This window comes from Streptococcus devriesei DSM 19639, assembly GCF_000423725.1.
Lineage (GTDB): Bacteria > Bacillota > Bacilli > Lactobacillales > Streptococcaceae > Streptococcus > Streptococcus devriesei.
Genome location: NZ_AUIN01000019.1, coordinates 81,988 through 103,082, shown reverse-complemented (window position 1 = coordinate 103,082; position 21,095 = coordinate 81,988). Strand labels below are relative to the sequence as shown.

Here is a 21,095-nt window from a genome sequence, read left to right as displayed (position 1 = left end):
ACTGTGCTGCCTCTCATTTTTTTGTTGAAAATTGATTTAGTCTTCATATCCTCTTGGATGACTGGAGTGCCAAGCCCAAGCGGTTTCTATAATTTTTTCAATATCATCAAACTGCGGTTTCCAGCCTAAAATCTCACGCGCCTTGTTTGAACTGGCTACCAGCGTATCCGGATCTCCGGGACGGCGGGCTGCCTTCTCAGCCGGAATTTCCTTACCGGTGACCTTGCGGGCTGCTTCTAAAATTTGCAGATTTGAAAATCCTGTTGAGGAACCAAGATTAAAAGCTGTTGATTCATTGCCTTGGCGCAGGTACTGAACAGCAAGCAGGTGCGCATCAGCCAAATCAAAGGGGTGCACATAGTCCCGAACATTTGTTCCGTCCGGCGTATCATAATCATCACCGAAAATCATAATCTTCTCGCGCGTCCCCTGAGCTACCTGCAGCACAATCGGCAGCAGATGGGTTTCAGGACCGTGATCCTCACCGATTGAACCGTCTGGTTTAGCACCGGCAACATTGAAATAGCGAAGCGGAACAAACTTAATGCCATAAGCTTGATCGGACCATTTCATGATGGTTTCCATCATGAGCTTGCTTTCACCGTAAGGATTGATGGGGCGCTGCGGTGCGTTTTCCTTAATGGGAATTTCATCAGGAATGCCGTAGGTTGCGGCAGTTGATGAGAAGACAATGTATTTAACAGCGCATTCATTCATTACTTCCAGCAGTTTAATCATGCCGGCTGTATTGTTATCAAAATATTTAAGCGGGTTTTCCATGGATTCTGCGACTAAAGAATAGGCCGCAAAGTGAATCACCGCATCAATATCAGGATTTTCACGAAAAACGTGACGCATAAAGTCTTGGTTCGCCAAGTCTCCCTGATAAAATTTTGCGGCAGGATGAACCGCTGCACGATGACCGGTCACCAGGCTGTCAACGACAACGACCTTTTCTTTGCCCTCTTCAGCCAAACGATCCACCATGTGAGAACCGATGTAGCCGGCTCCTCCTAAAACTAAAATTGCCATAACTAAATATATTCAGGTTGACAAGAAAGCAACAGCCGCTGAGAAACTCACAAGAAATCCTGCTGTCTCAAAACTGAGCTTTCCGGCTGAGCTCATATCCAATAAACCCACAACCTCTTCCTTTCTAGATTTTTATAAACTGCAGTCACACTGCAAAAAAGAAAAATGCTAATAATCTAAAAGCAGCTATCCTCTAATTGGCACCAAGACTTTCGATAAATCGCTTGAAAGCTGCACATCCCTTAGCATCCGTCTTATAGACACCTGCATCTTCCAAAACACGGACAAAGACCTGCCCAACAGCGTCTTGTACAATCTTGTGTACAGTGTCCTCAGTAATGTCTGAGCCTTTTTTAATTTCATCAGCCCAAGTCTTATGATAGTCTGCAATTTCATTATACTGGTTTAAGAGGTATTTTTCAACTTCATACAGCTCGTCTTTAAGGCGTGGCGGTAAAATCGCCAAACCCATAACCTCAATAAGTCCGATATTTTCCTTTTTGATATGTTGGACATCCTTATGTGGATGATAAACTCCATCAGGATACTTATCACTAGTATGATTATCACGAAGAACAATATCTAACTCATACCTACCATTGCGCTTTCTGGCAATAGGAGTAACAGTATGATGAGAAGTTCCACCAGTATAAGCTATAATATCAGCGGAATCATCTGAGTAGTCCTTCCAAGCCAAGCGAATTTTCTCTGCTAATGCGACCAAGGATTTTTTAGATGCAGAATTCAAGCGGATAACAGACATGGGCCATTTCACAATCCCAGTATCAACATCTTCAAATCCTTTAACGATAAATGATTGAACTACTTCTGCCCTTTCCATAGGAAAAGTATGTCGACCGGCTTGATAGTGATTATGGCTTAAGATAGAGCCACCGACAATAGGAAGATCTGAGTTTGAACCAACAAAATAGCCTGGAAAAGTATCTACAATAGTTAACAACTGCTCGAATGTTTTCCGACAAATAACCATAGGGACATGCTGTATATTGAGCACAATACTATGTTCGTTAAAATAAGCATATGGAGAATATTGGAAGCCCCACTCTTCACCACACAGTTGCAACCGAATAATTCTATGGTTAGCCCTAGCTGGGTAATTTATACGTCCTTGATATCCCTCATTTTCCATACAAAGCTGACATCTAGGATAGCTAGAAGACTTAGCAAGCTTAGCAGCCGCAATTGCTTTCGGATCTTTTTCTGGTTTTGACAGATTGATCGTGATCTCTATATCTCCATATTGAGACGAAGTTTTAAATGCAATATTTTTAGAAATGGCCTGCATTTTAATATAATCATTGCATTGACTCAAGGCGTAGAAATTAGCAATAGCCTTTTCAGGACTACTCTGATAAGTTTCCCAAAATTCCCGATTAACAACACTTGGCATCGGGGTGATAAAATTCATCAACTCAGCCCCCAAAATATCTCTTTCCCCTACCAAAGAACCAATCTTACCATTAGACACTCCAATATCAATTAACCGCTCTTTCAAGGCTATCATGGACAGAACGGGCACTTTTTCATCAACCCCCTCTTCACCAACCAGAGCCATCACACGATTTTTAAGATAAGTTGCATCTTCTTCGGTATAGCAACTGATTGCTATGATACCTTTTACAAATTGATCTATCACACTCATTCTATCACTTCCTTGTGAGCACACGGCTACCACTAGCAATCTCAGCAATGTAAAACTCTGGGGCATAACCGACAACTTCTTGATAAGTTTTGCCAACATTATCTTTAAAAGTCTTTATTTTATCCTTATGAACAATAGCAATACTACAGCCTCCAAAGCCTGCTCCTGTCATGCGAGCACCAAGGACGCCTTCTTGCTGCCAAGCAGCATGAACTAGGGTATCTAACTCAAGACCTGTCACCTCATAATCATGCTCGAGTGAGACATGTGATGCATTCATCAAGCGACCAAAACGTTTCAAATTACCCGATACCAGCGCATTTTTTGCTTTCAAGGTTCGTTTATTTTCAAACACTGCATGACGAGCACGCTTTAAACGATTCCCATCCTTAATAGCATAGGCATATTCATCAAAGCTTGCTTCATCCAACTCACCTAAAGTTTTGATTGTCATCAATTGACTCAGTTCTTCAACAGCTTTTTCACATTCAGACCGGCGTTCATTGTACTTAGAATCCGCTAATTCCCGGCGTTTATTGGTATTCATGATGACAATAACGTTATCACTAAGATCAAGCGGTACAAGGTCATATTCCAAGGTGTTGGTATCTAGATAAATAGCTCGTTTATCAGCCCCCATACCGATAGCAAACTGATCCATAATCCCAGAATTGACTCCGATAAAATCATTTTCTGTTTGCTTTCCGATTTTTACTAAATCTAAGCGCTCCAGCTTCAGTTCAAACAGCTCTTCAAGCACAATTCCTGCAAGTAGTTCCAGCGAAGCTGAGGAGGACAGACCCGATCCGTTTGGGATATCGCCATAGACATAAAGCTCTAAGCCGCTGTCAATCGTATGGCCGGCTTCTTTTAAAAACTTAATCACACCTTTAGGATAATTGGCCCAAGCATCAGCCTCATTAAAAACAAGGCTATCAAGTTCAACATCAATAATCCCAGCATTTTTAAAGTTAGCCGAATAGAAACGCAGCTTTTTATCACTGCGTCTGCGTGCAGCTCCGTATGTCCCCAGCGTAATGGCTGCAGGAAAAACATGACCGCCATTGTAGTCCGTATGCTCGCCAATCAAATTGATGCGGCCAGGTGAAAAGAAAGTGGCATCAGCCTTTTGACCAAATATTTCCTTGAAAGCTTGATTGAGTTCTTCAGTCTTCATATAGTTGCTCCTTTAGAATCTTTTATTAGTCTTATTGTAAATCTTGAAAAAGTCTCCGTCAATAATTTTACTAAAGTTTTACTAATTATGTTATACTAAATTTACTAATATCATCAGAAAGGGAATCATAGGGTTAAAAGTTATCTGAAAAGGCAAGTCCTGCTTCAGATGATAAGCAAAAAGGACTAAGTCTGTTTATTCTGTTACCATCAGCAGCGGCTGTCTAAATGATTTTACTTCCAGTTACTTTTTAGACCCTGTTTACCATCATTATGGCTACTTTAAAAGATATCGCAAAACTAGCAAAGGTCTCCCTTGCTACAGTTTCCCGCGTCCTCAACCGGGATGAAACACTTTCTGTCAGCGAAAAAACCAGACACCGCATTCTCAGCATTGCCGACGAACTCGGCTATACCAAACATCAAAAAAGCGGCAACTTTACCAGAATTCGCCGAAAAATCGCCATTGTCCAATGGTACAGTGAACAAGAAGAACTCAATGACCTTTACTATTACAACATCCGAATCGGTCTTGAAAAAAGGGCTCAAGAGCTGGATTATGAAGTTTTGCGCTTCTTTAACAACGATATTTTAACCCTAACAGAAGAAGTTGTCGGAATAATTGCCATTGGCAAATTCAGCAGCGAGCAGATTGTAGAATTAGAAAGGTATTCTAATAAATTGGTCTTTGTTGACAGTGATACTCTGACAGCAGGACATCCCTGTGTGACCACCGATTTTGATCATGCTGTCATTCAGGTTTTAGATCATTTTCTGCAAAAAGGGCTCTCTAAAATCGGAATGATTGCGGGTAAAGAAAAAACGACTGACGGCAAGGAAAGTCTCATTGATCAGCGTTTTAGTGTCTTCAAAAACTACGCCTCTGAAAAGAGGATTTACCACAGCAATTATGTTTATGTCGGAGAATTTTCCAGTCAGGCAGGCTATGAATTGATGACCAAGGCGATCCATGATTTAGGAGATGACCTGCCACAGGCTTTCTTTGTTGCCAATGATACCTTGGCTATCGGTGCCCTGCGTGCCTTGCAAAAAGCCGCCATCGCCGTACCTCAGCGCGTCAGCCTCATCTCCTTCAACGATACCTCTTTAACCAGACAAGTCTTTCCTACGCTCAGCAGCATTACCGTTTACACTCAGGAAATGGGGCGTATTGCCGTTGACATTCTCAACCGACAAATTTTAAATCCCCATACTGTACCGACTATGACCCGATTAGCAACGAACCTCACCTTAAGAGATAGTAGTCTGTAGTCTCTGAAAAATTCTAAATCTATAATTTCTATAGTAGGCATTCCACAGAAATCATAGAGCTTTTTGGGTATGAAAAAAGTCCCATAAGGTTTCTAAACAAACTATCATCAGAAAGAAACTTATGGAACATCTTTATCATACCACAGACCTGCTTAGAATCAAAGATAACAATATTAAACGAGAAGCTACTGTCAAACATGAATTCTTTTATTTAGAAATGTAAGACCCCAAAAATGGCGGCCACTGCTACTACAACTGCATTGGTGACAAACATGATAGGTGCTGCTTTCTTGGTAAAGGGCTCTGCTTCAATTTCACAAAGCGTTGCGCCGACATAGGTAGATGAGTTCATCGGTGTCACCGAAGTTGCCAAAGCTAGGTTACATACGAATGGAGCGATGATGGCAATTGGTGAAATTCCAAATGAAGCACCAATTGAGATAAAAAGCGGATAAAGGGCATTATACAACTGATAAGGAACAAAGTAAATGATAGGCACACAAAGCAAAAGGAAAATGATATGGATGTAGCGCATTAAGAAACTTGGGAAATGTGCTTCCAATAACTTCGCAAGACTTTCTACCATTGAGGCATGTGATGCGTCCTTGGCATTAAAGACAGCCAAGTAAAAACAGATAGCAATAAGCATAACTAATACGTTAAAGAACATCGCTGCCTGCTTATTCCAAATAGCTCCAAAATCCTTTGGATAGTTGATTAAAGCCGTAACAACCGAAGCCATGATAAACACTAGATAAGACGGCACCTTAAAGACAGCCAGGGCAAGAACGACAATCAAAAAGATAAACATATTGACCCAAAACAATTTTGGCCTTGCATTTTCCCGTTCTTCAATTTTATGTGCGGCACCGCCCTGTGCATCTTCAGGCAGTCCCAGAGTGCCGTGCTCTTTTTTATGTTTACGGGCAAAATAGACATACTGCAGGATAATGGCCGGAATAAAGCACAGACCCCAAGGAATAGAAGCAACGGCAAGCGTTTCAGCATTGGTATTGGCCATGGTCGCTGACATGACCAGACCAATTCCCCATGGCAGCCAGCACATGGCTCCGATAGCAGTCTGACAGATGATAAAAGCAAAGTTGCGATCCATCTTAAATTTCTTGAAAAATGGAATCACAATGGGAAAAACAACAAGGTAAGTCGTGGACATCTGTGCTGTCAAATAGGCAATAGCACTTAAAACGGTTGTCAAAATCATAACGCCGACAACATTGATGCGATTTCCGATAATTTTCATGACACCGTTTATCATCGTATCAAACAAGCCTGACTCTGTCAGCATGCCAAAATAGATCAGCCCAAATAGAAGCATGTAGCCGGACTGGGTCATCACAACATTAATTTGATTCATGATAAAGTCACTGGTTTGTTTCAGGTTATATCCCATCAAAAAACTAAATACAACCGGGACAACAAACATGACAAAATTCAAGGGGACTTTATTCCAAAGAATAAAGGTAACAACAATTACCAACATCATAATGGCAAGTATGGCTGGACTCATAATCTTTCTCCTATCTCTTTAGCTCATTTACTTTTTAATCAAGTCATCCAACATTCCAAATTCACGTTTGAAAGACCAAGCCATCATATCATGAGTAAAGTCAGTAAATGGATGCGGCGCCGAAGTATAGCAGTGCCCTAAACGAGGAGCCTGATAGATTTCACATGGCACTCCTGTTCGCAAAAGACGCAAGGCATAGTCAAGTCCTGTATCGCGCAAGGTGTCATATTCACCGACAATAACCATATGTGCCTTAAGACCTCCTAAATCAGGAGCACAAGCCGGAAAAGCATAATAAGACGGTGTTTTGCCATTATAGCCGCCAAGATAGGCTGATTCGGCTCCCAGCGCTTTATTAGCCGGGCCCATACGCAGCTGATAGAGCTGATGATAAGAATGACTTTCCTCCAAAGCCAAACTCAGAGCCGGACAATTGAGAACCGTTAACGCCGGCTGAGGCTCATTTCTGTCACGGAGATAAAGCGCAAGGCCTTCAGCAATAGTTGCCCCTGCACTCGATCCATGAAGTCCCATTCTTTCAGGATCACCGCCTAATTCCTCAGCATGTTCATGCAAATACCTATAGGCTGCATGGCAATCCTCCAGTGGCATCGGAAAACTAACGCCATCAGCTCCTGCCAAACGGTATTCAACAGAAACCACGATAGCGGGCACTCGCTGAGCAATGGCGATACAGCGGGCATTATCAATAGCAACACTGCCGGCAACAAAGGCACCGCCGTGAATATCCAAAATGATTGGTGCTTTTTCAGGAAGATCGGCCGGAGTAAAAATACGGATCTGCAGTTCCTGAGCGTCTTCCTCAGTCGGAATAAAGCGGTCCTCCATTGTCATGCCTTGCGGCAGTTCATAGGCAAGCATAGCTCCGGCCTGTGCTTCTTTACGGCGCTTGACTTCTTCGCTTTGTTCAGCAAGATTGCTAAACAGATGGTCTTCATAACCCGGGAATGGTTTAATATCCATTATATAACCCCTTTCTTTCACGACTGCTCATCATGTAATACTGCTTCTATTCTACCATACTTTGATAACGTTTTCACATAGTTTTTTGATAAAATTTCTTATCATCTTAAAATTCTTTGATTTAAAAGCAAAGGAGCAGATCTATTAGTGGCAAAAGCCATAAAAATCTGCTCCTTTTTGTGAAAAATTTTGACTGCAGGCACTATTTTTCCCGCCTGTATTCATGATATTCAACGTATCTACACTGGTACAACTTCCAGCTGCTCGCCGCCCAGCAGGATCAAATATTTTTCAACGGCCGAAATAGCATAGGATTTGCTCAAGGCCTGAGCATACAGTGCCATCTGACCTTGGTAGCGCTGCTTAATCTCCTGACTGTTGGTAAATTTATCGGTTTTATAGTCAAAGAGAATGATGCGATCGTCCAAAAGAATATAGCCGTCAATAATACCGCGGACAACGAAGTTTTCTCCGCTTTCCGGATCTTTTTTCAGCATGGCAAAAGGTGCTTCACGGCGAACTTTATCAACATTTTTCTGAATCAGCTTTCCTAAATCTGTCGTCTGAAAGAAAGCTAGGATTTTGTCCGTCTGGATAGCTTTTTTTACTTCAGCTTCGGCCGGCAGTTCTTCTAAGGCCTGCAAAATGTCAGCCATGCTGACTACTTCACTCAGGTGCAGGCGCTGCATCAATTCGTGCAGACTGGAGCCAACAGCTGAAGGTTCAGGAGCCTTTTTCCCAGAAAAATCAGGAAGTTTAAATTTCAGCTTAGCCGCAAAAGCCTTTTCCATAATCTCAACGCCCTCAGTATCCATGACAGGTTCATAGAATTTCTTGACCTGACTGGGTGTGCGGACAGTCGGCAAAGTGATGGCTGGCTGATAATCTTGGTTAAGCTTCTCAACAGCCTCCAGCATATCCAAAGCACGCGCAATATCTTCTGACTGACGGTTATCCTTGAGATCATCAGGATTATAGAGATGCTCTCGTCTGACCTTTCCTATTTTTTCTTCGGTCAGGTCGTCATCGGTCACAAAAATAGTTTTAAAATGCAGATTTTCACTGCTGTAGGCTTGCTGAATGGCCAAAAGCCAGTCTTGAAAGGTTAGATAACTTTCGCGCTCCGCGGCCGGCAGATGATTGTTTTCAGATTTTCCGCTGTACTTGTCCGCCAGCTTTTCCGCGCTTCCCTTTCCGACCAGATACAGTCTTTTTTCAGCTCGTGTCATAGCGACATAAAGCAGCCGCATCTGTTCTGATAAGGTCGCTAAGCGCAATTCACGTTTGTTGAGCTGATAGGGCAGAGTTGCCATATTAACCTTGACAGCCGGCAGCAGTTTTTCCTGCAGCTCCTCTTTCATATCAGCCAGATACTTGATTCCTACACCATTTTGACGCGATAAAATGAGCGGTGAGGTCATATCCTGAATGCTGAATTTCTTGTCAATATTAAGAATAAAGACATATTTGAACTCTAAGCCCTTACTCTTATGGATAGTCATGAGCGTAACAGCGTTTTTAGGGAGAGCAACCTCAACATCAGCTAAATCATTCTGACTGTCTAAAATACGGTCAATCATCCCAATGAAACGTGACAGTCCCTTAAATCCGGTCCGCTCGAAATTATTGGCACGCAGAGCCAGCGCATAGAGATTGGCCTGCCGCTGCTCTGCTCTCGGCAGACGCCCTACATAATCGTAGTAAAACCTTTCATTATAAATTTTCCAAATCAAATCATAGAGCGAATGCAGTTTGGCAAAGCGGCGCCAGCTGTTAAAGACATCTAAGAAATCCTGCAGCTTGGCAGCTAAATCTCGTGTGATGAGCTCTGGATGCTGTCCTCGCTTATTCTTAGCGTTCTGCAGTTTTTCATAGAGATTTTCCTTATGGCTGTTTATGGTCTTTTGCAGCGCTAAGCGCGTCAGCTCATCTTCATCAAAGGCAAACATGGGCGAGCGCAAAAGCGCCGTCAAAGCGTAGTCATTGAGCGGATTGTCGATAGAACGTAAGGTATCCAGCATAACCATAACCTCAACTGACTTGAGATAATTTTGCTCACCGCCGTCTGTTACCAAAGGAATCCCATATTGCTCAAAGGTCTGTATTATGCCGTCATTGCGGGTTCTTGAAGCTACTAGCAGGGTAATCTCTTCAAAAGGAACCTTTTCTTCATTATGGAGACGAATAATTTCTTTGGCCACTAATTTAACCTCAGCAGGGCTGATTTGCCCGCTGTCATCATCAGGCAGAGAGTCATCATTTTCATCTGTATCATACAGTAATACCTGAGTTTCATTTTCGGGATGCACTTCTTTTTGACGGTCGCTTCCTGCCAGCAGCTCGTGGCTGTCATCATAGACAATCTCGCCGACAGTTTCATCCATCAGATGACGAAAAACACTGTTTGCTGTTGCTAAAACTTCTGACTGGCTGCGGAAATTTTCCTTAAGCAAAATCAGCTTGCCATGTTCAGGATGTTCTTGAAAATCCTTAAATTTCGCATTAAAAATCTGCGGGTCTGCCTGACGGAAGCGGTAAATCGACTGCTTGATATCTCCTACCATAAAGCGATTGTGCCCATTAGACAAAAGCTCCAGCATGCGTTCCTGTGTATGGTTGTTATCCTGATACTCATCGACCATGACTTCATGGTATCTGTCTTGATAGAGCTGTCTGATGGAGGGATTTTTTTCTAAAATATCAATAGCAAAATGCGCAATATCCGAGAACTCAAAAGCATTCTCCTGCATTTTTGCCTGCAGGTATTGGTCGGAAAAATCGATGACAAACTGTTGCAAAATCCTAAGCAAGGGCAGGCTTTCAGCTTGGTAGGCAAAGATCGTCTCTAAATGCTTCAAGTCAGCCAAGCGGCTCTGCAGGGGTTTGAAAACAGGGTATTTGACCTTAGCAACCGTGACACTGTCTCCGGACGGAAGGAGTTGGGCAAGGTCATTGGCCAGCTTTCCAAGACCATCACGGCCGTAGAGCGTTTCAAAATGCCAAGCCCAGTCTTGCAGCTTGTCAATCATATTGAGGTGCTTTTTATAGTTGGCTGTCGGAGCACCCTTGCCAGTGAGCTGCTTATAGTCTTCCAAATCGGTTACATCACGCAAAGCCTTGGCCGTATCCTCCATGCTTGCCAAAAATGCTGCAACTTCCTGGTCTGGAATGGCTGAAAAATCTGTGTAGGTCTCAGCCCCCTTTAAAAAACTGCCTGTCAGCCAGCTTTTAGGATTGTCTGTCGCCTGGCTGAAATCATAAATCTTATAAACCAATTGCTTAAAAGGATCTGAATCCTTACGGCTGCCGGCAAAATTCTTGACCAGCTTGATAAACACCGGCCTGTTCTCAGAGCGCATATAATCCGCAAAAAGATCTGCAAAAACATCATTTTTTAGAATGTCCTGCTCACTCTTATCCTGCATAATCCGAAAGCTGGGCGAAATCCCCAGCGTATAGCCGTATTGGTTGACCAATTTTTGCGTGAAGGCGTCCATCGTGCCAATATCAGCCGTCTGAACACCGGCCAGCTGTTCAGCCAAGAACTGTTTGAGTTCGGGTTCGTCTTTTGTTTGCAGCTGTTCAATCAGCTTTTTTTCCAAGCGCTCTTTTAGCTCTCCTGCCGCCTTGACAGTGAAGGTTGAGATGAAGAGCTGATCAATTTTGACGCCGCGCAAGAGCTTATCCATAATACGCTCAATCATGACAAAAGTCTTCCCAGAACCTGCCGAGGCAGAGACCAAAATATTATTGCCGTAACTGTAGATCGCTTCAATTTGTTCAGGAGTGCGTTTTTGCTGCTTGTCAGATCCGGCCTCTTCAAGCTGCAGGGAGGCGATCTCTTGAGCATTTAAAAAGTTTTTAAAGGTCATTGTTTTCCTCCTCTTTTCCCTGCATCAGCTGCAGGAAGCTCTGGCGTTTTTCTTTGCGCGGCAGCTGATAGAGCTTGCGCGCATAAGGCATGTGGCGGTCAGCTTCAAAACCTGTAATTGCTTTAAGCTGCTCTCCCTGCACCGATTTGCCGTCCTCAGTATAAGGATTAATCAGGAAATAGCCGCTTCGAATTTGCTGGGCGGCTTTTTGATAAAGCTCTCGATTATAGGCAAGCAACAAATCGATTTCTTCCTGACTGTAGACTGAGTCATTTAACTGATACTTGCCGCTGGTTAAATGCTCCTTTTCTTCATCCAAGAAAAGCCCTCTGTAAGTCAACTCCTTATGGACTGCCTCAGGAATCTTATCTAGGGATTTGACCTTGCTTAAATCTAATTTTGGCTCTTGCATGTGCAGATACATGGCGCCAAAAATCTTCTGGCCGCTAGGCACAGCTTCTTTATTTTTGACTGCCTCCATATAGGTCAGCAGCTGCGGACTGAGGCCATTGTAAAATTTCTGGATATCAAAGGTATTTCGGCTAGATTTGTAGTCAACAATCCCCAGACTGCCGTCGGACAGACGGTCAATGCGGTCAATAAAACCGCGGATTTTCACTGCATTTCCCAGCATTAGTTCAAAAGCTTCTTCTTCGCTTTCCACCTGAATGTGGGCATCATCACGCAAAATGCTGGCTGTGCTTCTGGCAATGTCTTCTAAAACATCTAAGGAATAGCGGCTTTCCTCATCTTCTTCATAAAGCATTTTAAAGCTGTTTTCCTGATTGGCCTTGGCTATTGCCTGATTTAAGCGGCCATCAAAATCAGAAGCTGCCGTATCCTGCATCACCAATTCAAAAATCCGGTGCAGGTAGCTTCCGTGATTTCTGTCATCGGGGTGAATGGTCTCCAGTTCCTGCAAGCCAAGCACGTACTGCAGGAAATAAAGATACTGATTGTTGTAAAAGGCAGTTAGGGCGGATGATGACAGATTTAAGGGCTCATCTGCCGGAAAGCGCGCTTTTATCACCGAAGGAGTCAGCGGCTTGGTCTGCATGCTGTCATTAATCTCAGGGATCACAATCCCCTGCTCATTAAGTTTTTTGCGCAGATAGCGCACAGCTACCGACCAGAAGGTCTGCTCTTCCTTGGACATTTCCTGATCAATGGCAGCACGTTCCAGTTCAATCACGCGCGACAGGAGCGCTTTATAGTTGCCAATGTCTTCCGGGTCAGCCAATTGGCGGCTCCGGCCCTTTTCCACTACCGGCACGCCAATTTCTGCTAATTCCAGTAAATAAGATGAGGTAGTGTCTTCTGCTTCATTTAAAATTTGCGGCAGGCTGAGAGTTAATTCCTCAGTCGCAGCATTAAAGAGCGACAGGGCTGCAAAATGATTTTTTTTGAGATTTTCGCTGCTGACAATATCAAAGCGGCGATTATCCGGTGTTACTTCATTGATTCGTGAACGCTCCTCATCCGAAATCAGGCTTTTGTTTTGAACAATTTTAGGAAAGTTGGATTGTGTCATGCCCATGGCAAAAACAATTTTATTGGTGTGCGGCTCTACCAAATCATAAGATTTAACCGTTACAACATCAACTGTGGCAGGAATCATACGGTAATCAGCAGCCAGCATGCTGGCACGAAGCAAGGACAAAAACTCATCCAGCGTCAGCTTTTCCTGACCGAAAATACTCTGAAACTGCTCTAAAATAGCTGTAAATGTCTTCCAGACTTGCTGGTGCTGTTCCTCTTCGATTTCCCCGCTTTCTGCTGTCAGCAGAGCAAAATTTTCCGGCAGGTGAATTGCTTCTAAAAAGCCGGTCAATTTTTTCAAAAGACTTTTTCCCAGCTGCTTTTGCGCTTTAACCAGCTGCTGCAAGGGAGCCATGAGCTCAGTTCGCCACCGGTTTATCTGTTTCAGATCAAACTGTCCCTGCTTATCCAGAGTAAAATCCTTAAAAAACTTGCTTTGTCCCTTGATGTCCGCATACATGATATAGTATTCTAATTTATCCAGTTCTTCCTGCCGTAATCGGCCGTATAAGCCTGACTTAAGCAGATTCATGACATCTTCGGCACGAAAATTATAGCGCTTTACCCGTTCCAGACTATCGACAAAATGCACCAAAGGGTGAGAACTCATGGATTCAGCCCGGCCGAAATAATAAGGAATCTCATACTTATCAAAAATTTTACCCACCTGCAGGCGGTAAGCGTCTGTATCGCCCAGCAAAACTAAAATATCCTTGTAGCGGTAGCCTTGATAAAGTTTCCGGCGTATGGCTCTGGCGACATGCTCAACCTCTTCTTTTTGATTAATAACGTCCCAAATAGCAAGGTGCTCTTTATCCTCTTTTGTCAGGGTTCGTCCATCGGCGGAAAAATCATGACGGCTCTCAAAAATACTGGAGAGGTTGGCAAAGGCCTGCAGTCCCTTTTGCTTTGAGCGGACATATTCCGGCTTTGTTTGGAATTTAGCAGCCAGACCCCGCATAAAATCCAGACTGGCCTGATAGACATTGCCGTTTGAAAATGCTGCACGGTAGGCCTTTTGGCTGATGTAAGTCCCGATGGTAACAGCCACACCCTTTTCATGAAGGAGGGTAATCAGGTTTTCTTCTTCGGCAGAAAAACGGGTAAAACCATCTACAATAATCAGCAAATTTTCAAGCTCACTGTCCAAATGGCCCGATTTAAGCTGCTGGGCAAAAAATGCCGTTTTACTCTGAGTGTCAAAATTGCCGGCCATTAAAATAGCTTCAGCCTTGTTAAAAATCTTAATCAGGTCTTCTTGCTTTTCCGGAGAATTAAGCTCTGTCAATTCCAAAACGGTCATATTTGAAGCCTTGAGCTCCTTATACAAATCCACCAATTGACTGATAAAGTTCGTGTCCTGTTTCAAACGGCCAAACACGCGCAGATCCTGTTCAGAAAAGCTGGCCAATGCCCGATAAAAAATCATAGCCAAACCATTGTCATCAATGACCTCTCTTTGATGAGGTTCATTTAAAACAAAATAGCGGGCCATCTGCGCAAAACGCGTAACGGTAATGGCAAAAGAAGCCTCCTCAGGCAGGGCTTCCAAAACCGCCCGCTCTTTTTCAAAAGACAAAGAGCTGGGAGCAATGTAAAAAACACGCTTGCCCTCTTTAGCAGCCTGTCTGGCCTCAGCCGCCAAAATCTCTGTCATATCGTATTGAATGTCGGTGTATAAAAGTTTCATAAATAATCCTCTATAAACTTCTTCACAAGATAAGTGTTAATTTAATTCTTTTATGAAGATTAATGCTTAAATCTATTATCTAATATTTTACTTTTCTTGTCACTGTTTTGCTTTACTGTAATTAGTATCTAAAAATACTTTTTTGCTTACACCAAAAAGACTATGAGACTTCAGATGGCATTTTTTTGGGAGCAATTCGATTGATACATTCAGAAATAATCCGGAATATAAATAAGTGCCTCGTTTAATCTATATGACTTCCTTTTTATCTTCAATATTGGAAAAATGTTACAAATAATTGACGATGTAAACTGTTTGTAGTAAAATAGATGATGAGAGGAGTGATATTTATGGCAACTGTACCAACTCAAATTAGAATTGATGAAACTGTAAAAGCCCAAGCAACTTCATTATTTAATGATTTGGGAATGGATATGTCTAGTGCAGTCAATATTTTTCTTCGTCAATGTCTATTGCGTGGCGGCCTTCCTTTTGCGGTAGAAGTTCCAAACTATAGCCAAAAAACTTTAGAAGCTATGGCAGAAGCCAAACGAATTTCTCGTAATGAAGCTGTTGCTTCTTATGACAATTTGGCAGATTTAAAGAAAGCATTGGAAGCTTAAATGTACCAAGTTAAGTTTACCTCGGCTTTCAAAAAAAGCTATAAACGGATTAAAAAGCGAGGATTAGATGTTTCACTCTTAGATGAAATCATTGAAAAGCTTCGTCTGGGGCAAATACTAGAAGAAAAATACCGCGACCATGAACTCAAAAGAAACTTTGTTGGTTTTAGAGAATGTCATATTAAACCTGATTGGTTATTAATTTACCTATTAGAGGATGATACTCTAACTTTAACTCTGGTTGACAGGCAGTCATGCAGATTTATTTAATATGTAAAAAGACGACTTTAACCAGTTGTCTTTTTTGTTGGATTAAGGAATACATTACAGCCAGACTCCTCCTGCGTGTGCGGGTAAAATTATACCATGCAGTCACTTAAAAAATAAAATTTATTTAATAAGCTGCTCTTTAAAAAGTTATACATTTGGAAATACTTCAAAAATTGGCATAAAAGGATAGCTTTTTCTGCTGGAAATCATTTATAATAGAAGTATTAAAATAATGAGGTTAAAAAATGAAAACAGACAAGTTAAAGGAAAGCAGTAATATCGAAGACCGCCGCGGAGAAGAGTCCGGCGCTTATGGCGGTGGCAACAGTTCTATAGGCGGCAATCTCCTCCTGCAGCTGCTCTTTTCCAGGGGCAGCTGGAAATCAAAGCTTGTCATTATTATTATCCTGCTTTTTATTGGCGGAGCTTCGGGCTTAGGAAGTATTTTGACAGGCGATAATACTGGCAGCTCCAATTCTTATCAGTCAACTCAGGTCACTAGAAAAAAAGGGACAGACGTTTCCAGCGAAGAAACGAAATTTGTCAGTAAGGTTCTGGCAAGTACAGAGGCCTTTTGGACCGAAGCCTTTAAAAAAGAAGGGCTGACCTATAAGAAACCGACTCTTGTTTTTTATACGGATCACATTCGGACCGGATGCGGACAAGGTCAGGCGTCTTCGGGACCCTTTTACTGCTCGGCTGACCGCAAGATTTATCTGGATATTTCCTTTTATCAGGAACTCTCCAGCAAATATAAGGCTGCAGGTGATTTTGCCATGGCCTATGTTATTTCGCATGAAGTCGGCCACCATGTTCAAAATGAGCTGGGCACCATGGCCGATTACAATCAAAAACGGCAGGGACTGTCAGAAACTCAGGCCAATGCTCTAAATGTCCGCTTGGAACTGCAGGCTGATTATTATGCCGGTGCCTGGGCTAAATATGTTGAGGGAGAAGGGCTCCTTGATACCGGCGATATTGAAGAAGCTATGAGAGCTGCCCATGCTGTCGGAGATGACACACTGCAAAAAGAAGCCTACGGCAGAACGGTACCTGACAGCTTCACTCACGGTACCTCCCAGCAACGTCAAAAGTGGTTTGACCGCGGCTACAACTTTGGTGATATTGAACATGGCGATACTTTCGCTGTGAACAGCTTATAAAAGCAGTTCTTTCCAGTATTTCTTAATAAACATAAAAAGAGGTTAGAATAGCATACTAACCCCTTTTTTACTGCTATTTTTGCCCTTTCTAGTCAACTGATTTCAGTGCTTCCAGCATATCCAGATGCTTTAAGCGGCGGTTGACTAACAATCCCAAAGCCAGCAGAATGAAAGCAACGGTAAGCACCGGAACAGCGTAAATGTAACCGTCAATAATATTGCTAAACATAATATTATCATTGCCAATCATGCGCATAATAACTTGGTGAAGATAGTGACCGGCCAACAGCCCCAGCAAAATACCGATGAAGGACAGAGATACCGTCTCCCGGTAAATATACATGGTAACCTCTTGATTATAAAAACCAAGCACCTTGATGGTTGAGAGTTCACGAATACGCTCAGCTACATTGATGTTAGTCAAATTATAGAGAATCACTATAGCTAACAGCATGGATGTCACAACCAAAACGGTCATAGCCCCATTGAGAGACATCACAACTACCTCAACGGTGTCAATAATGGATAAGTTTTGGGAAACTGCAGCGACACCCTCCATAGCCAGCAGTTTTGTTGCCTGATCGGAAATATTGGCTGGACGATCATCTTTGAGATTGATAAGGCAGGCGTTCTTCTCAGCTCTTTCACCAAACTTCTTTTGGTAGTAATCGTCTGTCATAAAGAGATAATGTCCGACATTCATCTTGGCTACTGCTGAAACTTTCAAACGAATCTTTTTCCCGTTTTCATCTCTGAAGTTGAAGCTGTCACCGGCCTGAACATGATAATATCTGGCTAAAAGTTCCGTTATAACGACCCCGCTGTCAGTCAGATTGAGTTTTTGATCGTTTGTTACATTTTTGAGATTAATGAAACCGTCCAGATTGTTACGGTCAGTCACTTCCAGAGAAACGGTCTGTTTGTCAGTAAGCCCTGAAATCTCCTCATCAATTTGTTTATAGAAAACAGCCATCTTTTGTGAAATAGCTTTATCATCCAAAGCCTCAGCAAGAGCTTTTTCCTTTGTTTCTGCCGCTCTACTGTTCTTTACAAGTAATAAATTATAAGGCGTAATCTGCTTAAATTGATTATCGATCACCTTTCCTAAAGAAGACTGAATCCCCAGTCCGGCAAAGAGCAGGGCAACTGAGCCGGCAACTCCGAACACTGTCATGAACATACGCTGTTTGTAGCGGAAAATATTTCTGACGGTTACTTTATAGGTAAAGCTCAGACGATTCCAGATAAAAGGAAGTCTTTCCAATAAAATTTTAGCCCCCTTAGCAGGCGGTTTAGGCAGCAAGAGCTGAGCAGGATTTTCTGTCAGTTCTCTTTTGGCGACCAAGAAAGCCGGCAAAACAGTACTTAAGAAAGCGACTGCAAGCGCCAGCAAACTATAATTCCAGTAAAAATAGTAATGCATCTGATTAAACGTCAGGCTGCTGGTTGTCGTGTTGGCAACAATGGGCGCTAAAACATAGTGACCTGCTAAGATGCCTAAAACCGTACCAATCAAGCCGGCTATGGCCCCATAGATGACAAACTTTCTGATAATATCCTTATCTGAGTAACCCAAAGCTTTCAGAACACCTGAATTTGTTCGCTCCTCATCCACAAAACGCGTCATCGTCGTAAGAGTTACCAAAACAGCGACAAGATAGAGGACAACCGGAAAAAGATTGCCGATTGCACTGACATTGTCAGAGCTGGAAGAAAAAGTCTGATAGCCTCCTCCTCCCGGCAGAGTCGAGCGGTTGTAAGTATGATATGACGGCTCGGGCATGGCAGCAATATCGGCTTTAGCCTTCTTGATGTCAGCCTCACTCTTGCTAATTTTCTTTTCCGCTTCTGCAACAGCTTTTTGCGCAGCGGCTAATGGACTGCCGGACAAATAAGAAAGAGCACTTTTTTGAAGCATCAGCTGATCTTTAGCTGTTTTTAGCTGTTTTTGACTGTCATCAACTTTTTTCTGAGCAGCTGCCTGCATCTTTTCTAAGCGCTGTTGGCCATTATCACTAAGAATGCGGTCCAAATCATCCTGATGCGCTCTCAGTTTTTTGCTGTGGGCATCCGAAAAAGGATTAAGCTTCTTTAAATCGTCATAGCGGATACGGGCAATCGTCGGAATATCACTGTTAAAAGCCGTATCAGCTACTACAGCATAGTTGGACAGAGAACCGTCTCCAGCCGTTGATGTTCCCATATTGGTTCGGGACCAGATTTCAGATGAGGTCACGAATCCGACAACTCGGTAAACCGTCTTCTTTAACAGACCTTTTTCAGATTGTGTAAAGGAAATGCTGTCACCGATTTTATAGTCCTTTTTCAGTGTTATATCCAGCGCAATTTCATCGCTGCTTTTAGGCAGACGCCCTGAATTGACGGTGTAAGTTGATATCTTATCAGCCTTAGAGCAGACACGGACGGCAGAATCAGTATCTTTAATGGTTACATCAGTCATGAAACCATAGCTCACCTGAGCCTGTTTCAGGCGGTTTAATTCCTGCTCGTCGTCCTTACTCAGTCCGTAATCAGCAATAACCGCTAAATCCAGAGTTTTATGCTTATCTAAATAGCCAATTGCTGATTGTTTCATATCAGGACCGGTCACCTTGAGACCTACGAGGGCAAAGGAGCCCAGCATCAGCAAAAGCAAGATAGACAGAAAACGGCCCTTGGATTTTCGAATTGACTGCCAAATATCTTTCCAGTAAGTTTTCTTCATCGTTTCCTGCCTCCTAATATTCAATCAGGTCAATATCCTGCGGAGAGGGATTCGTTTTAACGTCCGTCACTTGGGCATCATGCATATAAATGACACGGTCAGCAATCGGCGCAAGCGAGCTGTTATGCGTAACGATAATGACCGTTGCGCCTTGTTTGCGCGACATATCCTGCAAAATTTTTAACACTTGCTTGCCTGTCTTGTAGTCAAGTGCTCCTGTCGGTTCATCGCAGAGCAGAATCTTAGGATTTTTAGCCACAGCCCGTGCAATAGCTACACGCTGCTGCTCACCGCCAGAGAGCTGCGCCGGAAAATTATTGAGACGTTTTCCCAGACCCACACTCTCAAGTGTAGCTGCAGCATCACGCGCATGAGAGACAATTTCTGAAGCAAGCTCCACATTTTCTTTAGCTGTTAAATTGGGCACCAGATTGTAAAACTGAAAAACAAAACCGACATCTGTGCGGCGATAGCTTGTGCGCTGTTTGGCATTGTAGCCGGCAATGTCTTTGCCATCAATGATAACCTGCCCTTCATCACTGGTATCCATGCCTCCTAAAATATTCAGCACTGTTGACTTGCCGGCGCCTGAAGCGCCTAAAATGATAACCAGCTCGCCTTTTTCAATTGTAAAATTAACATTGTTATTAGCCATAATCTCTGTATCGCCTGTTTGATAGCGTTTATAAGTATTTTTCACTTCGATATAAGCCATAGGAATTTCCTTTCCAATAGTCAGGCTGAACAGCCTGTTGATTTAATACGGTGCTTATTGTATAATGCTCGTGACAAAATGACAAGAACAAAAATAAACATTCTGTTGATTTAAGAAATTATTTTTTCAAGTCCTGCATTTCTTATGTAATCGAACACGGCTACGACACTGTGCAAAAAGACAGCTTCTCCTAGCGTCCTGTGACGCTTCGTCGAACCTCCTATTTTGCTTTGTGCCGGTTACGCCTTAGTATCTTAGTTAAAAGGAGTCATCAATGAGCCAAGCGCGTCAAACGCAAAGTGAAGAAAAAATAAAAGCAGCTTTTATTACCCTGCTTGAGAAAAAAAGTTTAGCTGAAATTACCATCAGTGACATTACAGATCTGGCCGGCATTAACCGCGGTACTTTTTACCTGCATTACTTAGATAAAAACGATCTGACAAATTCCATCGCTCAGGAGGTCACCCACCGTTTCGCTGCTATTTTCACCAACAACAGTTTCGCCGACCAAGAGTCCATCATCAAAGCTCTGTATCATGTCAAAGAAGATTATGAAGGTTTCTTCAAAATTGTTTCCCACCTGTCTTTTATTGATTTTCCCAAGAAGGTTCGCCATTTTTTAGAAGAAGTTATTCGCAGCAATCCATCTTCGGTCAAAAGACTTCAAAACGGCATTCATCTGCCTGAAACCTATGCGATCAGCAGCCTGTGCGCAGCTATTGAGAGCATTGTTGTCCTCTGGATAAGAAATGGCGTCCGCGAAGCACCGGAAGACATTGCCGCAATGATTACCAAAATTGATCATATCTTCGGCCTTTATTAGACAGTACTAAAAATTGAGAA

Annotated in this window: 13 protein-coding genes and 1 pseudogene; 5 read left to right on the top strand and 9 right to left on the bottom strand. The window is 42.8% G+C overall.

Translation table 11 applies throughout. The features are described 5' to 3' along the window. Window positions 1-36: 36 nt before the first annotated feature. From galE to G573_RS0105170, 3 genes are all read right to left on the bottom strand, one after another. Entirely contained in the window at window positions 37-1,032 is a 996-nt protein-coding gene (galE, locus tag G573_RS0105185) for a UDP-glucose 4-epimerase GalE (RefSeq protein WP_027975715.1), read from the bottom strand. A 193-nt stretch (window positions 1,033-1,225) separates the two neighbouring features. Next, on the bottom strand, window positions 1,226-2,695 hold the full coding sequence (gene galT, locus G573_RS0105175; RefSeq protein ID WP_027975714.1) for a UDP-glucose--hexose-1-phosphate uridylyltransferase: 1,470 nt from the start codon (window positions 2,693-2,695) through the stop codon (window positions 1,226-1,228). A gap of 4 nt (window positions 2,696-2,699) precedes the next feature. Then, on the bottom strand, window positions 2,700-3,872 hold the full coding sequence (locus G573_RS0105170) for a galactokinase (RefSeq protein WP_027975713.1): 1,173 nt from the start codon (window positions 3,870-3,872) through the stop codon (window positions 2,700-2,702). A 272-nt stretch (window positions 3,873-4,144) separates the two neighbouring features. Between G573_RS0105170 and G573_RS0105165 the strand changes: the two genes are divergently transcribed. Then, on the top strand, window positions 4,145-5,143 hold the full coding sequence (locus G573_RS0105165; protein WP_027975712.1) for a LacI family DNA-binding transcriptional regulator: 999 nt from the start codon (window positions 4,145-4,147) through the stop codon (window positions 5,141-5,143). Window positions 5,144-5,354: 211 nt separating this feature from the next. On the opposite strand, the gene G573_RS0105155 is transcribed toward G573_RS0105165, so the two are convergent. The 4 genes from G573_RS0105155 to rexB form a co-directional block, all read right to left on the bottom strand. Continuing rightward, window positions 5,355-6,671, bottom strand: a complete 1,317-nt coding sequence (locus G573_RS0105155; RefSeq protein ID WP_027975711.1) for an SLC13 family permease — start codon at window positions 6,669-6,671, stop codon at window positions 5,355-5,357. A 27-nt stretch (window positions 6,672-6,698) separates the two neighbouring features. After that, entirely contained in the window at window positions 6,699-7,655 is a 957-nt protein-coding gene (locus G573_RS0105150) for an alpha/beta hydrolase (RefSeq protein WP_084522376.1), read from the bottom strand. 239 nt (window positions 7,656-7,894) lie between these two features. Further along, a complete protein-coding gene (gene addA, locus G573_RS0105145; RefSeq protein ID WP_027975709.1) occupies window positions 7,895-11,527 on the bottom strand; it encodes a helicase-exonuclease AddAB subunit AddA in 3,633 nt (1,210 codons plus the stop codon). After that, window positions 11,517-14,756: an ATP-dependent nuclease subunit B gene (gene rexB / locus G573_RS0105140; protein ID WP_027975708.1), complete on the bottom strand. Its 3,240-nt coding sequence runs from the start codon at window positions 14,754-14,756 to the stop codon at window positions 11,517-11,519. The genes addA and rexB overlap by 11 nt, the downstream gene beginning before the upstream one ends. 350 nt (window positions 14,757-15,106) lie before the next feature. Between rexB and G573_RS0105135 the strand changes: the two genes are divergently transcribed. The 3 genes and pseudogenes from G573_RS0105135 (at window position 15,107) to ypfJ (ending at window position 16,812) form a co-directional block, all read left to right on the top strand. Next, window positions 15,107-15,379 (top strand): type II toxin-antitoxin system RelB/DinJ family antitoxin, encoded by a 273-nt coding sequence (locus G573_RS0105135; RefSeq protein WP_027975707.1) that lies wholly within the window; start codon window positions 15,107-15,109, stop codon window positions 15,377-15,379. After that, window positions 15,380-15,656: pseudogene (locus G573_RS10920) on the top strand (type II toxin-antitoxin system YafQ family toxin). 238 nt (window positions 15,657-15,894) lie between these two features. Then, window positions 15,895-16,812, top strand: a complete 918-nt coding sequence (gene ypfJ / locus G573_RS0105125; protein ID WP_027975706.1) for a KPN_02809 family neutral zinc metallopeptidase — start codon at window positions 15,895-15,897, stop codon at window positions 16,810-16,812. An 88-nt stretch (window positions 16,813-16,900) separates the two neighbouring features. Here the strand turns inward: ypfJ and G573_RS0105120 are convergent, their stop codons facing one another. Continuing rightward, a complete protein-coding gene (locus G573_RS0105120) occupies window positions 16,901-19,537 on the bottom strand; it encodes an ABC transporter permease (RefSeq protein WP_037586779.1) in 2,637 nt (878 codons plus the stop codon). A 13-nt stretch (window positions 19,538-19,550) separates the two neighbouring features. Then, complete coding sequence (locus tag G573_RS0105115) at window positions 19,551-20,252, bottom strand: ABC transporter ATP-binding protein (RefSeq protein WP_027975704.1); 702 nt, start codon at window positions 20,250-20,252, stop codon at window positions 19,551-19,553. A 274-nt stretch (window positions 20,253-20,526) separates the two neighbouring features. On the opposite strand from G573_RS0105115, the gene G573_RS0105110 reads away from it, so the two are divergent. After that, complete coding sequence (locus G573_RS0105110) at window positions 20,527-21,075, top strand: TetR/AcrR family transcriptional regulator (RefSeq protein ID WP_027975703.1); 549 nt, start codon at window positions 20,527-20,529, stop codon at window positions 21,073-21,075. The last annotated feature ends 20 nt before the right edge of the window (window positions 21,076-21,095 follow it).